The organism is Paenirhizobium selenitireducens ATCC BAA-1503 (genome assembly GCF_000518785.1).
In the GTDB taxonomy this organism is placed as follows: domain Bacteria; phylum Pseudomonadota; class Alphaproteobacteria; order Rhizobiales; family Rhizobiaceae; genus Allorhizobium; species Allorhizobium selenitireducens.
Genome location: NZ_JAEG01000001.1, coordinates 90,399 through 105,092 on the forward strand (window position 1 = coordinate 90,399; position 14,694 = coordinate 105,092).

The 14,694-nt window shown below is 63.7% G+C and carries 15 protein-coding genes; 12 read left to right on the forward strand and 3 right to left on the reverse strand.

Translation table 11 applies throughout. The annotated features are described in order from the left end of the window. Window positions 1-39 precede the first annotated feature (39 nt). A complete protein-coding gene (locus L867_RS0100485) occupies window positions 40-1,185 on the forward strand; it encodes an anhydro-N-acetylmuramic acid kinase (protein WP_028735057.1) in 1,146 nt (381 codons plus the stop codon). On the opposite strand, the gene L867_RS0100490 is transcribed toward L867_RS0100485, so the two are convergent. Beyond that, window positions 1,171-2,034, reverse strand: a complete 864-nt coding sequence (locus L867_RS0100490) for a patatin-like phospholipase family protein (protein WP_028735058.1) — start codon at window positions 2,032-2,034, stop codon at window positions 1,171-1,173. The genes L867_RS0100485 and L867_RS0100490 overlap by 15 nt on opposite strands. Window positions 2,035-2,211: 177 nt before the next feature. After that, window positions 2,212-2,889, reverse strand: a complete 678-nt coding sequence (locus tag L867_RS0100495; protein ID WP_028735059.1) for an alpha/beta hydrolase — start codon at window positions 2,887-2,889, stop codon at window positions 2,212-2,214. Between the two features lie 216 nt (window positions 2,890-3,105). Here L867_RS0100495 and L867_RS0100500 point away from each other — a divergent pair, with 216 nt between their 5' ends. The 11 genes from L867_RS0100500 to L867_RS0100555 all read left to right on the forward strand — a co-directional run bounded on the left by L867_RS0100500 (window position 3,106) and on the right by L867_RS0100555 (window position 14,147). Continuing rightward, on the forward strand, window positions 3,106-4,272 hold the full coding sequence (locus tag L867_RS0100500) for a cysteine desulfurase family protein (protein ID WP_028735060.1): 1,167 nt from the start codon (window positions 3,106-3,108) through the stop codon (window positions 4,270-4,272). Window positions 4,273-4,416: 144 nt separating this feature from the next. Continuing rightward, complete coding sequence (gene sufB, locus L867_RS0100505) at window positions 4,417-5,886, forward strand: Fe-S cluster assembly protein SufB (protein ID WP_028735061.1); 1,470 nt, start codon at window positions 4,417-4,419, stop codon at window positions 5,884-5,886. Between the two features lie 211 nt (window positions 5,887-6,097). Continuing rightward, the gene (gene sufC, locus L867_RS0100515; RefSeq protein WP_028735062.1) at window positions 6,098-6,853 is read left to right on the forward strand and encodes a Fe-S cluster assembly ATPase SufC; all 756 of its coding nucleotides are present in this window, start codon (window positions 6,098-6,100) and stop codon (window positions 6,851-6,853) included. Window positions 6,854-6,876: 23 nt separating this feature from the next. Continuing rightward, window positions 6,877-8,151: a Fe-S cluster assembly protein SufD gene (gene sufD, locus L867_RS0100520; protein ID WP_028735063.1), complete on the forward strand. Its 1,275-nt coding sequence runs from the start codon at window positions 6,877-6,879 to the stop codon at window positions 8,149-8,151. Continuing rightward, a complete protein-coding gene (locus tag L867_RS0100525) occupies window positions 8,144-9,388 on the forward strand; it encodes a cysteine desulfurase (protein WP_028735064.1) in 1,245 nt (414 codons plus the stop codon). Before sufD ends, L867_RS0100525 begins: the two co-directional genes overlap by 8 nt. A 10-nt stretch (window positions 9,389-9,398) precedes the next feature. Next, window positions 9,399-9,779 carry an SUF system Fe-S cluster assembly protein gene (locus tag L867_RS0100530; protein ID WP_028735065.1) on the forward strand — a complete coding sequence of 127 codons (381 nt, stop codon included), beginning with the start codon at window positions 9,399-9,401 and terminating at the stop codon, window positions 9,777-9,779. 76 nt (window positions 9,780-9,855) lie between these two features. Next, window positions 9,856-10,248 (forward strand): Fe-S cluster assembly scaffold SufA, encoded by a 393-nt coding sequence (sufA, locus tag L867_RS0100535; RefSeq protein ID WP_028735066.1) that lies wholly within the window; start codon window positions 9,856-9,858, stop codon window positions 10,246-10,248. 98 nt (window positions 10,249-10,346) lie between these two features. Continuing rightward, window positions 10,347-11,204, forward strand: a complete 858-nt coding sequence (locus L867_RS0100540) for a class I SAM-dependent methyltransferase (RefSeq protein ID WP_232363874.1) — start codon at window positions 10,347-10,349, stop codon at window positions 11,202-11,204. Between the two features lie 147 nt (window positions 11,205-11,351). Beyond that, window positions 11,352-11,801 carry an Lrp/AsnC family transcriptional regulator gene (locus L867_RS0100545; RefSeq protein WP_028735068.1) on the forward strand — a complete coding sequence of 150 codons (450 nt, stop codon included), beginning with the start codon at window positions 11,352-11,354 and terminating at the stop codon, window positions 11,799-11,801. Window positions 11,802-11,804: 3 nt separating this feature from the next. Continuing rightward, window positions 11,805-12,431 carry a LysE family translocator gene (locus tag L867_RS0100550; RefSeq protein ID WP_028735069.1) on the forward strand — a complete coding sequence of 209 codons (627 nt, stop codon included), beginning with the start codon at window positions 11,805-11,807 and terminating at the stop codon, window positions 12,429-12,431. A gap of 123 nt (window positions 12,432-12,554) precedes the next feature. After that, the gene (locus L867_RS0100555; RefSeq protein ID WP_028735070.1) at window positions 12,555-14,147 is read left to right on the forward strand and encodes a hypothetical protein; all 1,593 of its coding nucleotides are present in this window, start codon (window positions 12,555-12,557) and stop codon (window positions 14,145-14,147) included. Window positions 14,148-14,211: 64 nt separating this feature from the next. Here L867_RS0100555 and L867_RS0100560 read toward each other — a convergent pair whose 3' ends face one another. Beyond that, window positions 14,212-14,538: a flagellar basal body protein gene (locus L867_RS0100560; protein ID WP_028735071.1), complete on the reverse strand. Its 327-nt coding sequence runs from the start codon at window positions 14,536-14,538 to the stop codon at window positions 14,212-14,214. Window positions 14,539-14,694: the final 156 nt, after the last annotated feature.

Consider the following 14,694-nt stretch of genomic DNA (forward strand, 5'->3'; position numbering starts at 1 on the left):
AACGCTGATGGCAATCATTCGAATCGGCGGAGAACGGCTTTGGGCGACAGGATTCGGGCGATCGGGTTGATGAGCGGCACCTCGATGGACGGGATGGACGTCGCCATGCTGACCACGGATGGCGAAAGCGTCGTCGAGCGGGGGCCATTTCTTGCCGTGCCCTATGACCCGGCCTTCCGGGAGCGGCTGAAACAGGGATTGGAGGACGCAAGGACGATGACCGTGCGATCGGCGCGTCCTGGTTCACTCGGCGAACTGGAACGGGAGCTGACGCTGCGCCACGCGGGGGCGGTCAAGACCTTTCTCTCGACGCACGGCCTGTCGGCGGGCGAGATCGCGGTGATCGGTTTCCACGGCCAGACGGTCCTGCATCGCCCGGACCAGGCGCTGACGGTTCAGATCGGCGACGGTGCGCTTTTGGCGCGGGAGACCGGCATCGATGTGGTCTACGACATGCGGGCCAATGACATGGCCCATGGCGGGCAGGGCGCTCCGCTGGTTCCCGCCTACCACGCGGCGCTCGCCGCCTCGCTCAAGGAGGCCGCCCGGCCGGTCTGCTTCGTCAACATCGGCGGCATTTCCAACCTGACCTATGTGGACGACGAGGGACGGATCCTCGCCTTCGACAGCGGGCCGGGCAATGCGCTGATCGACCAATGGGTGGAGGTCAATGCCGGCGTGCCCTTCGATCAGGGCGGAATGATCGCCTCCGAGGGCTCGGTGCTCATGCCGCTCGCCGAACGTTATCTCGACCATCCCTTCTTCACCACCGACCAGCGCCGCTCGCTCGACCGCAATGATTTTCGCCCGCCGGAACCGGATGAGGCCGGGCTGCACGACGGCGCACGCACGCTCGCCTATGTGACCGCCGCGGCTATCCTGCGCTCGGCCGGCCATCTGCCCCATCCGCCGCAGACCTACATCATCAGCGGCGGCGGACGGCTCAACCGCACCATCATGGCGGACCTGAAGGAGATCACCGCCCGCAGCGGCGCAACCGTTCTGACGGCGGAAGAGGCCGGTTTCGACGGTGACGCGACGGAAGCCGAGGCCTGGGCCTATCTCGCCGTGCGCTCACTGAAGCGACTGCCGCTCACCTTCCCCGGAACGACGGGGGTAAAGGCGGCGGTAACCGGCGGTGTGCTGGCCCGCGCCAGGGTGCCGTCTCCGTCAGCGGCCAAATAGTTTCGGCATGGTCCTGGCGAAGGCGGCGCCATCCCGCAGGCCCACTTCGAAGGCATGCCTGAGACCGGCCGCATCCGAAACCGTGAACTTGTTGACGCGGATGTCCTCGCTCGGCCCGACGACGACGCGGTTGGGCGAAGCCGGCGGCAGCCGGCCGTAGCGCGTGGTCAGAAGCAGCGTCCGGCCGCCGGCCGCCTCGGTCTCGGAAAGCCGGATGGTTGGCGGATTGTCGACCAGCCCGCCGTCGAGATGGTCGCGCTCAGCGACACGGCCGACCGGCATGAAGGGCGGCACCGACGAAGTGGCCATCATCGCGTCGACCAGATCGGCCGAGGAGGAAATCTCATGGGTCGAGATCCAGACGGGTTTCAGCCCGAGATACCGGCCGGCCTTGGAATGGGCGCCACCGGTCAGGCGCTTCTCGATCTGGTAGGCGGCGATCGAACCGAGCGCAGCAAGCCCGCCTGGCATCCATTCCGGCGGTCGCGCCAGCTGGATCAGCATCGGCGGTGCGGCTTTGAGGGCAGCAAGCTCCGCCTCGCCGAATTGCTCGGCGAGAAACTGCCGGAACAGGCCTCCGACGACCAGCGGCGACCGGCGCTCTTTCAACGCCGCCCAGTCGAGATCCGGGATATTGCGTTCGGCGAAGGTGAATGCGGCATTGCGCACCCGCTCGCCAACGCCCGCCAGGCTCATCGCGCAGTGATAGGCGCCGGCCGACACCGCTACATAGTAGGATGGTCGCTGCGGATAGCGCAGGTTCAGCGCCAGATGGAAACCGCTCTGCCAGTAGCAGCGGTTTCCGCCGCCGGCAAAGCCGATCGCATCGAAGGAAAGGGCGTCAGGCATCTAGGCGGATCTAACGTCGGGTTGAAAAAATCTTGTGGCTATTGTTCAAGTCAGAACAATCTTGCTGTGCTTTGTCAACGCCGGTTGCGCCAATCCTGACCGGTGGCCGGCAAGATTCGCGCAACGAAAAACGCCGGCCTCTCGACTGGCGTCCTCTTGAAATGGGATGGCCCGCGATCAGCGGATGCGCTTGGCGGCCGGTTCCGGCACCAGTTCGCCCTCGAGGCGACGGTCGAGATAGTCCTCGCATTCGGCCATCAGCGTTTCGGTCTGGCCCGAGAAGAAGTGGTTGGCGCCGGGCAGTGTCTTCTGGGTGATCAGGATGCCCTTCTGCGTCTTCAGCTTGTCGACCAGGCCCTGGACGTCCTTTTCCGGTGCAACCTTGTCGGCATCGCCATGGATGATCAGGCCGGATGACGGGCAGGGGGCGAGGAAGGAGAAGTCATAGGTATTGGGCTGCGGCGCGATCGAGATGAAGCCCTCGATCTCCGGCCGCCGCATCAGAAGCTGCATGCCGATCCAGGCGCCGAAATTGTAGCCGGCGACCCAGCAGCTCTTCGAATCGGGATGCAGGCTCTGCACCCAGTCGAGCGCCGAGGCCGCATCCGACAGTTCGCCCGCGCCATGGTCGAATTCGCCCTGGCTGCGGCCGATGCCGCGAAAGTTGAAGCGCAACGTGGTAAATCCGCGCTTCTGGAACATGTAGAAGAGTTGGTAGACGATCTGGTTGTTCATCGTGCCGCCGAACTGCGGATGCGGATGCAGGATGATCGCGATCGGCGCGCTTTTCTCCTTGGACGGCTGGTACCGTCCTTCGAGGCGGCCCGCCGGGCCGTTGAAAATCACTTCGGGCATTGAAACTCCGGTCCGTGCAAATTTCTGTGGTTCCTGGACAAGCATTCCTGCCAGCTGACTTGACGAAGTCAGTCAACTTTCATAAAACCCAGTTTAGAATTGTTCGAAACTGGATCGGCTGTCCATCCAAGGTCGAAGGTGTCATAGGACAAGCCCGACGGAAATTTCAAGGAAAATGCGCTTGCTGGTGGCCAGTGAGCGCGACACGGACGCGATATGGCCAAGGAGCGCATCTATCTCGACTGGAATGCCACCGCCCCCCTGATGGAGGCGGCGCGCTCCGTCATGGTCGATGCGCTCGCTCTGACGGGCAACCCCAATTCCGTGCATGCCGAGGGCCGTGCCGCCAGGGCCGTCATCGAGACGGCCCGCCGCGAAGTGGCCTCCCTTGTTGGTGCCACGGCCGCCAACGTCATCTTCACGGCTGGTGCGACCGAGGCCGCCAATCTGGTGCTGACGCCGTCCTACCGGATGGGAAAGGCGCCCTTGCCGATCGGCCGGCTCTATGTTTCGGCCATCGAGCATCCGGCCGTGCGCGAGGGTGGGCGATTCGCGCCCGGGCAGATCGGCGAATTTCCGGTGACCCCTGACGGGTTGACGGATCTCGAGGCGCTGGAACGGCTTCTTTCCGCCCATGACGCCTCGACGGGGCTGCCGCTGGTGGCGGTGATGGCGGTCAACAACGAGACCGGCATCATCCAACCGATCCGGGAGGCCGCCCAGATCGTACACAGGCATGGCGGCCTGCTGCTGGTCGATGCGGTCCAGGCGGCCGGGCGGATCCCGCTCGATCTGCAGGACATCGGTGCCGACTTCCTCGTTCTTTCCGCCCACAAGCTGGGCGGACCGAAAGGGGCTGGCGCGCTGATCGCCCGTGGCGAAACCCTGATGCCCGCGCCGCTGATCCGCGGCGGCGGCCAGGAAAAGGGCCACCGGGCGGGGACCGAGAATGTCGCGGCGATTGCCGGCTTCGGCGCCGTTGCGGCCTGGGCGCGAACCGGGCTCGAGGCCAGAAATGCGGCAATCGGCGCCTTGCGCGACCGATTGGAACAAGGCATGCGGAGCGCGGCGCCTGATCTTGTCATTCATGGTGAGGGGATCGCGCGCGTCGCCAATACGAGTTTCTTCACCCTGCCGGGTCTGAAGGCGGAGACGGGCCAGATCGCCTTCGATCTGGAGGGAGTAGCGCTCTCTGCGGGGGCGGCCTGTTCGTCCGGCAAGCTCGGCGCCAGCCACGTGCTGACCGCCATGGGACAGGACGCCAAGACGGGGGCCTTGCGCATCTCGCTCGGGGCGGCGACGACACGAGACGATATCGACCGCACGGTCGAGATATTTGCGAAGATCGCGGGGCGCCGGAAAATCTCCGGCGAAGCCGCATGAAAGACCGGGAAAAATTGCCAAAAACCAATTTTCTCCTTGCCGCGAGGGTGAAAAACACGCCTCTGGCGACTACATAGGGGCGGGTTTCCGCTCAATACGTTGACAAGCTGCCGGCCTTTGATCCGGCAAGATTGGAGAACGCGAATGGCTGCTGTGCAGGAAACGATCGATCAGGTTCGCCAGATCGATGTCGACCAGTACAAATACGGTTTCGAGACGATGATCGAAGTCGACAAGGCTCCCAAGGGCCTGTCGGAAGACATCATCCGCTTCATTTCCGCAAAGAAGAACGAACCGGAATGGATGCTTGCCTGGCGGCTCGACGCCTACAAGCGTTGGCTCACCATGGAAGAGCCGACCTGGGCGCGCGTCAATTATCCGAAGATCGACTTCAACGACCTCTATTATTACGCCGCGCCGAAGAGCACGACGGGTCCGACCTCGATCGACGAGGTCGATCCGGAGCTGCTGAAGGTCTATGAAAAGCTCGGCATTCCGCTGCGTGAACAGGAGATTCTCGCCGGCGTGCAGACCTCCAAGATCGCCGTCGATGCCGTGTTCGACAGCGTCTCGGTCGTCACCACCTTCAAGGAAGAACTGAAGAAGGCCGGCGTGATCTTCATGTCGATCTCGGAGGCGATCCGCGAGCATCCCGAGCTGGTGCAGAAATATCTCGGCTCCGTCGTGCCGGTTACCGACAATTATTATGCGACGCTCAATACGGCGGTCTTCACCGACGGTTCCTTCGTCTTCGTGCCGAAGGGCGTTCGCTGCCCGATGGAATTGTCGACCTATTTCCGCATTAACGAGAAGAACACCGGCCAGTTCGAGCGCACGCTGATCATCGCCGAGGAGGGGGCTTACGTCTCCTATCTCGAAGGCTGCACCGCGCCGCAGCGCGACGAGAACCAGCTGCACGCCGCCGTGGTCGAGCTGGTGGCGCTGGACGATGCCGAGATCAAGTATTCCACCGTCCAGAACTGGTATCCGGGCGACAAGGACGGCAAGGGCGGCATCTACAACTTCGTCACCAAGCGTGGCGACTGCCGGGGCAAGAATTCCAAGATCTCCTGGACCCAGGTCGAGACCGGTTCGGCGATCACCTGGAAATACCCGTCCTGCATCCTGCGCGGCGACGGCTCGCGCGGCGAGTTCTACTCGATCGCCGTGTCGAACGGCCACCAGCAGATCGACAGTGGCACCAAGATGATCCATCTCGGCAAGAACACGTCGAGCCGCATCATCTCCAAGGGCATTTCCGCCGGCTTCTCCAACAACACCTATCGCGGCCAGGTTTCGGCCCACCGCAAGGCGGAGAATGCCCGCAATTTTACCCAGTGCGACTCACTCCTGATCGGCGACAAGTGCGGCGCACACACGGTGCCCTATATCGAGGCGAAGAACTCGACGGCGCAGTTCGAGCACGAGGCGACCACCTCGAAGATCTCCGAGGACCAGCTGTTCTACTGCCTGCAGCGCGGCATTCCGCAGGAAGCGGCGATCGCGCTGATCGTCAACGGCTTCGTCCGGGAAGTCATCCAGGAACTGCCGATGGAATTTGCCGTCGAAGCGCAGAAGCTCATCGGCATCTCGCTCGAGGGGAGCGTGGGGTAATGGATGCGATCGGCCTGATCTACTACGCGGTAGTGTGCGGGGGCGTCGCCCTCTTCTCACCGAATGTGTCGAACAGGTTCGCGCGCGTTGCCATAGGCTTGGCGGCCGGAGCGGTTTCGGCCTTCATCCTACCCAGTATGCGCGCACTCTTTTGAATTGATGACAGATGGAGCGCTGAGCTTGCTCGCGCGTTGATAAACAGGAAAAGACCATGCTTGAAATCAGAAACCTCCATGCCCGCATCGCCGAGGACGGCACCGAAATCATCCGGGGCCTGAACCTGACGGTCAAGGCCGGCGAAGTCGCCGCGATCATGGGCCCGAACGGCTCGGGCAAGTCGACGCTGTCCTACATCCTGTCCGGCCGCGAAGACTATGAAGTCACCGAGGGCGACATTCTCTACAACGGCGAGAGCATCCTAGAACTCGACGCCGCCGAGCGCGCCGCCAAGGGCATCTTCCTTGCCTTTCAGTACCCGGTCGAAATCCCCGGCGTCGCCACCATGCAGTTCCTCAAGGTGGCGATGAACGAGCAACGCAAGGCGCGCGGCGAGGCTGAGTTGACGACGCCGGATTTCATCCGCCGCGTCAAGGCGGCCGCCGGTGAGTTGCAGATCAACATGGACATGCTGAAGCGTCCTCTCAATGTCGGCTTTTCCGGCGGCGAGAAGAAGCGTGCCGAAATCCTGCAGATGGCGCTGCTGGAGCCAAAACTCTGCGTGCTCGACGAGACCGATTCGGGCCTCGACATCGACGCGCTGAGGATCGTCGCCGACGGCGTCAACGCGCTGAAGTCGCCGGATCGCGCCGTGATCGTCATCACCCACTACCAGCGCCTGCTCGACTACATCGTCCCGGATACCGTCCACGTCCTCTACAAGGGCCAGATCATCAAGACCGGCGACAAGAGCCTGGCGCTCGAACTCGAAGCCAACGGCTACGCCGACATCATCGGCGAAGCGGCCTGAACGGCCGGGAAGGAGTTCCGACGATGACATTGCAAGCTGCCAACCGGCTGACGGTTGCCGAAACCCAGCTGATCGAGGCCTATACGAGCCAGATCGGCGGGTTGCCCGGCGATGGCGACGTTCTCGTCGCCCGCGACCGCCTGTTCGACGAACTGAAGCGGGCCGGCCTGCCGACCCGCCGCATCGAGGCCTGGCACTATACCGATCTCAAGGCATTGATGCGCGGCTTTCCGGCCATCGACCCTTCCGCAACCGCCACGGCGGTGGAACCGGTCGTTGCGGGCGCCACGGTACTGTCCCTCGTGCAGGGCAGGGCCGAGCTTGGTCCGATGCCGGACGGCGTCCAGGCAACCGCCTATCGCGACAGCCTGACCGACGGTTCGGCTGCCGGCCGGCTTTTCGCCCGCGACGGCGACGATGCGATCGGCCGGCTGAACGGCAGCTTCGTCAGCGACGGCATCGAGCTTCGCGTCGAAGACGGCGCCAGCATCGAGGCGCCGATCGAATTGCAGAGCGTTCACGCCAGCGGCCCGGTACATGTCCGGTTTCCCAGCCGTTTCGGCAAGGACAGCCGCGCGGTGGTGATCGAGCGCCATCTGTCGAACGGGGCAGGGGCGGCCCTCGTCTCCAGCGTTGCCGATCTGAAGATCGACGACGGCGCGGACGTCACCTGGATCATTCTCCAGACCGAAGGCCCGGACGACACCCATCTCGGCCAGATCAAGGTCGAACTCGGCGCCCGTGCGCAGTTCCGCCTGTTCGTCGTCAATGCCGGCGGCAAGCTGGTGCGCCAGGAAGTTCACCTGCGCACGGCGGGCGAAGGCTCGGACTTCAAGCTTCGCGCCGTCAATCTGCTCGGTGGCGAGACCCATACCGACGTGACCATGACGCTCGGTCACGACGTGCCGAACACCACGTCGACGGAGATCGTCCGCAGCGTGGTGTTCGATCGCGCCAAGGGGGTGTTCCAGGGCATGATCAGGGTCGCGCCCGACGCCCAGAAGACCGATGCCCGCATGGCCTGCAACACGCTGCTGATGTCGGACGACGGCGAGTTTTCGGTGAAGCCCGAACTCGAGATTTTTGCCGACGACGTGCAGTGCGCCCATGGCGCGACGGTCACCGACATCGACCACAACCACCTCTACTATCTGATGGCCCGTGGCATTCCGCAGAAGAAGGCGCGCGGCCTGCTGATCAACGCCTTCGTGGCGGAGGTGGTCGAGGAGCTGGAAGACGAGGCGCTGGTCGAGGCGCTGGAAGGGATCATCACCGACTGGCTGGACAATCATGGCTGATCATCTCCCCGCACAGGTCGGTTATGACGTCGCGGCGGTGCGTCGCGACTTCCCCATCCTGTCGCGCGAAGTCTATGGCAAGCCGCTCGTCTATCTCGACAACGCCGCCTCTGCGCAGAAGCCGCGCCAGGTGATCGATGCCATCAGCCACGCCTATTCGAACGAATATGCCAACGTGCATCGCGGCCTGCACTTCCTGTCGAATGCCGCGACGGACGCCTATGAGGGCGCGCGCGAAAAGGTGCGCCGTTTCCTCAATGCCGGCTCGGTGGACGAACTGGTCTTCACCAAGTCCTCGACCGAGGCGATCAACACGGTCGCCTATGGCTGGGGCATGACCCATATCGGCGAGGGCGACGAGATCGTCCTGTCGATCATGGAGCACCATTCCAACATCGTGCCCTGGCATTTCCTGCGCGAGCGCAAGGGCGCCAAGCTCGTCTGGGCGCCGGTCACCGACGACGGCGCCTTCGACCTCGAAGCCTTCGAGAAATGCCTGACCGAGCGCACCAAGCTCGTCGCCATCACGCATATGTCCAACGCACTCGGCACGGTCGTGCCGATCAAGGACGTCTGCCGCATCGCCCATGCGCGCGGCATTCCGGTCATGGTCGACGGGTCCCAGGGCGCAGTGCACATGCCGGTCGATGTCCAGGATCTCGATTGCGACTGGTATGCGATCACCGGCCACAAGCTCTACGGCCCGTCGGGCATCGGCGTGCTCTACGGCAAGATGAACCGCTTGAAAGACATGCAGCCCTTCATGGGCGGCGGCGAGATGATCGTCGAGGTCACCGAGGACACCGTCACTTATAACGACCCGCCGCACCGCTTCGAAGCCGGCACGCCGCCGATCGTCCAGGCGATCGGTCTGGGCTATGCGCTCGACTATATCGAGGGCCTCGGTCGCGAGGCGATCGCCGCCCACGAGGAAAGCCTGCGCGCCTATGCCCATGAACGGCTCTCGGCGATCAATTCGCTGCGGATCATCGGCAATGCGCCGGGCAAGGGGGCGATCTTCTCCTTCGAACTCGGCGGCATCCATGCCCATGACGTGTCGATGCTGATCGACCGTCGCGGCGTCGCCGTGCGTGCCGGTACCCATTGCGCCCAGCCGTTGCTTGCCCGTTTCGGAGTCACCTCGACCTGCCGGGCCTCCTTCGGTCTCTACAACACCCGTGCGGAAGTCGATGCGCTTGCAGATGCGCTCGACCATGCCCGCACCTTCTTCGCGTAAGGAAACGTCGATGAGCGTCAACGAAAGCGAACAGAAGCCGGACGTCCGCGAAGGGATCGTCCATACCGCCATTCCGGCCGACGAAGTGGCACGCCTCAGCGACGACATCATCGCCGCGCTGAAGACGGTCTACGACCCGGAAATCCCGGCCGACATCTTCGAACTCGGGTTGATCTACAAGATCGACATCGATGACGACCGCATGGTCAAGATCATGATGACGCTGACGGCGCCCGGCTGCCCGGTGGCCGGCGAGATGCCGGGTTGGGTGGAGAACGCCGTCAGCGCCGTGGAAGGTGTCTCCGGCGTCGAGGTCGAGATGACCTTCGATCCGCCGTGGACGCCGGACCGCATGTCGGAAGAAGCCCAGGTCGCCATCGGCTGGTATTGATAGAAGGCAAGACGGCCACTACATTTGCATGACTCGAAGCGCCGGGCCTTGAACCCGGTCGTGACAGGAGAACGAAATGGGCTTTCAGGTGATGACCATGACGGATGCGGCAGCCGCCCGCGTCCGCGCGATCGTCGGCAATTCCGGACCGGACGCCAAGGGCATTCGCGTCGGCATCAAGAAGGGCGGCTGCGCCGGGATGGAATATACCATCGACCTGGTGACCGAGCCGAACCCCAGGGACGACCTGATCGAGCGCGACGGCGCAAGCGTCTGGGTCGAACCCTCGGCCGTGCTCTACCTGCTCGGCACGCAGATGGATTTCGAGACGACCACGCTGCGCTCTGGCTTCACCTTCTCGAACCCCAACCAGACTTCGGCCTGCGGCTGCGGCGAATCGGTCGAACTGAAGGCCGCCGATCTGGCGCTGCTGGCCAAGGAACGTGACAAGGAAACCGTCCACGGCTGACGAGTGGCGGTGGCGTCCCGATTAACCACGGCGCGCTTTTCGTGGTGCTGCGGGCCCATTCCCGCCTCGACCGTAGTTCTGTACCGTCCGTGCCGGTGATGCGCGGACATGATGCCCGCGCCCTGCATGGGCTGCCTGTCATGACCGATATGGAGCGGATCAATCGCGCCACTTGGCGCAAACCCCTGTCATTGCGCGAGTACCGCCGCCTCAGCGGCTTTCTCAATCCCGGCGAGCGCGCCGCCTTTGATCGGGCGCGTTCCATGCTCACGGGTGGCCGGGTTCTCGACATCGGCGTCGGGGCGGGGCGCACCACCGATCTGCTTGAGGATATGGCGTCGAGCTATCTCGGTATCGACTACACCCCGGAGATGATCGCGCTCGCCGCCGCCAATCATCCGGACAAACACTTCCAACTGATGGATGCGCGCGACCTGTCCGCGCTTGCCGACGCAAGCTTCGATCTCGTCGTGTTCAGTTTCAACGGGATAGACTCGGTCGACGGCGCCGGCCGGATCGCAGTCCTTACCTCGGTCGCGCGTGTGCTGGCCCCCGGAGGCGTTTTCCTGTTCTCCACCTTTCACCGCGACTGGCAAGGTTTTCGTCAAGGGCTTTCCTATTCGGCCCGGGTACTGTGGACGGCCAATCCGCTCAGGCTCGCCCTGCGGCTTGCGCGCTACGGCTACGGCTATATCAGCGCTCGGATCCGCCGGATGCGCTATTCCCGACTGGAGCGGCGCGACGGCGAGCATGTCAGCCTGCTGCACAGCGCCCATGATTTCGGCATCATGGTCTATGCGACGACCCCGGCGCAGATTGACCGGCAGTTGCAGGCTGCAGGCTTCGAGACGCCCGTTATCCTCATCGGCGCAAACGGCGACGTGCTCCATCCGGATAGCCTCATTGCGGGCGAGGAGTATTTCCAGGTCGCTGCCCGCAAGCCGCTCGTCAATTGAGGTGGGCGACCCCGCCTTGTCGCGGCGTGAGACCCATCCGCCGCATTTTTTGCGTCAGAGTTGTTCGTGGCCGGGTGAATTTACGGAAATCGATTGAGAAACAGAATAATATCTTGAAAATGCCATTTGGCCGCATATATTGCGGCAATGGATACGATCGACAAGAAAATCACCGCTTTGCTCGCCGAAGACGCCCGCCGCTCGCTTGCCGATATCGGTGAGGCCGTGGGTCTGTCGCCATCGGCTGTCAATGAACGCATCCGCCGGCTGACCGCCTCGGGCGCGATCAAGCGCTTTACCGTCGACGCCGATCACGCAGCGCTCGGCCTTGCCGTCACCGCCTTCGTCCTCGTCGGGCTCGACTACGATGCCGGGGAGGAGGCCTTCAAGGCCTTCGTCTCGGCGCATCCTTCCGTTGCGGAATGCCATCACGTGACGGGAGGTTGGTCCTATCTGCTCAAGGTGCGCTTGGCCGATCTGGCCGGCGTCGAGGCCTTCCTCGGAGACCTGAAGGCGCGGCGCTTCCTCGCCCGCAGCGAAACCATGATCGCGCTATCGACCGCCGTCGAGCGCGGCTTCACGCCTGCGGAGGACTGAAGGATGAGCCTGCTTCTGTTCGGAAAGGGCATCCTGCTCGGGCTCGCCATTGCCGCCCCGCTCGGGCCGATCGGTGCGCTCTGCATTTCCCGCACCTTGGAGCGCGGCTTCTGGGCCGGCGTCGCCGGCGGTCTTGGCACCGCGCTCGCCGACGGCGCCTATGCGCTGATGGCCGCCGCCGGATTTGCCGCCTTCGCCGTTCTGCTCGACACGATCTCCTTGCCGCTGCAACTCTTTGGCGGCGCCTTCCTGCTCTGGCTCGGCTGGAAGAGCTTTCAACCGAAGCCGCCGGCCACTGCCGCCAGGGTCGGCGCGCGCGACCTGCTGAGCACCACCGGCGCGACCTTCCTGCTGACCATCACCAACCCGGCGACCATCCTGTCCTTTGCCGCGATCTTCGCCGGGCTTGGCCTCGCATCGCAGGGCGACGGCTGGTCGGCGGCCGCGCTCGTCGCCGGCGTCTTCGCCGGCTCCATGCTCTGGTGGATATTCCTCAGCGGCACGGTCGCGCTGCTGCATCACCGCCTGCCGGAGAGCTTCGCCCTCTGGGTGTCGCGGATATCCGGCGTCGTGCTGATCGGCTTCGGCCTGGTCGCAATCGTGATGGGGGTGAGGGCGCTGGTCGCGTGAGCTGTCCGGCCCCATGGCCATGTTCGTCCTCGGCCTTGACGATTGACATTGCCGCGTCGGTCCGACGCACGTCATAGTGACGGCAGGCCGGGGTGCCGGATGTGGGCTGATGGGGGCGATGGTATGAGCACCAAGAAGAAGATCGGTTATGCGATCGCATCCGTTGCGGCGCTCGCCATGATCGTCATCGGTCTTGTCGTCGCTTCGACCGCGTCGAAGATCAGCGGCGTCTTCAAGGCCAACGAAAGCCTGAAGAGCGAGGGCTATTATCTCTCCGAATTCGAGTTCCAGATGCTGGGCATCGCCTATCACCTGGACCACGGAAGCTATTGGCTGGCGCTTTCACGACTCGACGCGATTCACCGCAAGATGACCACCCGCGAAGGCCTTGTCAGAATCCCGCAGTTTGCCAATGCGGACGAGAAGCTGGATTTCTATCTGAACCTGCAGAACCCGCGGACCGGCGCCTTCTATTCCGCCGAGGGCGATCCGTTGGTCAGCTATTTCGGCGTCACCGCCAATATGATCAAGTTGATCGAGGAGCTTTCGGTGGATGCTGGAAGGCCGTTCCACCTGAAATATCCCCTGCGGTTCCTGGACGAGATCGATACGCCGGCCAAACTGACGCGCATGATGGACGACGCGGGTTCGGTCGGCTGGATCGGAGCGCGGTTCAAGGCACCTTATGTCAGCCTGATCGAGCTGCGCGACCTCATGGAACAGGACGAGCGGCTGCATGTCTACGGCTTCCGGGACGACATGAAGCTTGCCTTCCACCAGTGGTTCTACGACCACCAGGATCCGGACACAGGCCTGTGGGGCCCGGTCGATCGGGCAAGCGGCAAGGTATTGGGCGGCGGCGACGTCGGCGACAGCGGCAAGGTCATCAAGATGTTCGTCGACAACGAGGGCAATGACCTCCTTGCGCAATTCCCGTTGCGATACGTCGACCGGATCTTCGCCTCTTCGCTCGAACAGCTTGCCGAACCCATCCCGACGCGGCTCGACGAACTGCATCGCTGGATCCTGACCAAGGACCGCGGCTTCCGCTTTCTCACGCGCTACCTGTGGAAGAAGGCCCCGGCTGCGGAGAGGGAGCAGGCCCGTGCCCTGATGCTGGATTTCGTCAGGGTCCGGTTCGAGCACTATTTCGTCCGCGCCGACGGCGCCTTCAGCCTTTATCCGGAGGCCGCCCACGCCGATCTCGACGGCACCGGCGAGGCGGTCGGCATGTACGACTATGTCGGCGCGCTCTCGCCGGCCAAGCAGGCGCGCCTGTGGGGCGGCCCGGCGGAGACCATCGCCGATCTCGGAATGAGGCCGGTCGCGAAGATCGGTGAGGCCGATTATGCCGCGATTGCCGACCGACCGGACGTGAATTCACTGCGCTTCTACACGACCGAGCCCGGAAGCGATTTTCTCCGGCACGCCGCGGGCGTCCTCTATCCGCGCGAGACGCACGCGCCTGACCTGGTCGATCTGCTGCCGCGCATCGCCGCCTGGCTCGACGCGACGCCGCAGACCATGGGTAACTGGATCACGAAAGACAGCATAGCCGAGGAACTGGCGGCCGTGCCGGTCGAGGCGGCACCGGTGCTCGGGCCGGACGCGGCAGGCACGCTCGATGCCGTGTTAACGGGGGCAGGGCGTATCGTCGTCATCGGCTTCGACGCGCTGCAGGTGCCGCGCTATCGGCTGGTGCTGGAGAAGGGATAGGGTTGCGTTTCAGCCCTCAGCAAGGTGGAGCGGGGTCGGATCAGGCCAGCCTGAGCCGCAATCGTCAATCCCGCTTGATGCTCATCAGCACATCCCACATGTCTGCGCCGGTCTCGAACACGGAGGCATTGGCCTTGAACGAGAGTTCGGCGCCAATCGCGTCGAGCATCTCGGTTGCCAGGTCCACATTGGAACTGTCGGGCAGTGTGGGTTCGCCGGAAGGGGAGACCGAGGCCGAGACGCCGCCGGTGGGGCGTGTCGAAAACGAGGTGACGGCGCGGTCATAGCCCGGCGTCAGCGCATTCGCCACATTGTTGGCGGCGGCCGAAAGCCGCGTCGTCTGCGCCTGCATGCCGGAAACAGCAATGCCCATGATCGCGGAAATTCCCATAGTCCAGCCTCGATGCCCATGTTCAATCGAAGCACCTTACGCGACGCCTGTTAGGGAAGCCTGAAGCGACGAGGTTCATGGACCGTGTCCAGTCCTCCAGGCCTTGTTCCGAATTGATACGCTTTGGCCGAATCTTGCCCAGCCAAAGACGACACA

Bases quoted from the DNA above. Each gene is read 5' to 3' on its own strand.
- L867_RS0100490 (WP_028735058.1), bottom strand. From the start codon at position 2,034: ATGCCTGACGCCCTTTCCTTCGATGCGATCGGCTTTGCCGGCGGCGGA.
- L867_RS0100495 (WP_028735059.1), bottom strand. From the start codon at position 2,889: ATGCCCGAAGTGATTTTCAACGGCCCGGCGGGCCGCCTCGAAGGACGG.
- L867_RS0100500 (WP_028735060.1), top strand. From the start codon at position 3,106: ATGGCCAAGGAGCGCATCTATCTCGACTGGAATGCCACCGCCCCCCTG.
- sufB (WP_028735061.1), top strand. From the start codon at position 4,417: ATGGCTGCTGTGCAGGAAACGATCGATCAGGTTCGCCAGATCGATGTC.
- sufC (WP_028735062.1), top strand. From the start codon at position 6,098: ATGCTTGAAATCAGAAACCTCCATGCCCGCATCGCCGAGGACGGCACC.
- sufD (WP_028735063.1), top strand. From the start codon at position 6,877: ATGACATTGCAAGCTGCCAACCGGCTGACGGTTGCCGAAACCCAGCTG.
- L867_RS0100525 (WP_028735064.1), top strand. From the start codon at position 8,144: ATGGCTGATCATCTCCCCGCACAGGTCGGTTATGACGTCGCGGCGGTG.
- L867_RS0100530 (WP_028735065.1), top strand. From the start codon at position 9,399: ATGAGCGTCAACGAAAGCGAACAGAAGCCGGACGTCCGCGAAGGGATC.
- sufA (WP_028735066.1), top strand. From the start codon at position 9,856: ATGGGCTTTCAGGTGATGACCATGACGGATGCGGCAGCCGCCCGCGTC.
- L867_RS0100540 (WP_232363874.1), top strand. From the start codon at position 10,347: ATGCGCGGACATGATGCCCGCGCCCTGCATGGGCTGCCTGTCATGACC.
- L867_RS0100545 (WP_028735068.1), top strand. From the start codon at position 11,352: ATGGATACGATCGACAAGAAAATCACCGCTTTGCTCGCCGAAGACGCC.
- L867_RS0100550 (WP_028735069.1), top strand. From the start codon at position 11,805: ATGAGCCTGCTTCTGTTCGGAAAGGGCATCCTGCTCGGGCTCGCCATT.
- L867_RS0100555 (WP_028735070.1), top strand. From the start codon at position 12,555: ATGAGCACCAAGAAGAAGATCGGTTATGCGATCGCATCCGTTGCGGCG.
- L867_RS0100560 (WP_028735071.1), bottom strand. From the start codon at position 14,538: ATGGGAATTTCCGCGATCATGGGCATTGCTGTTTCCGGCATGCAGGCG.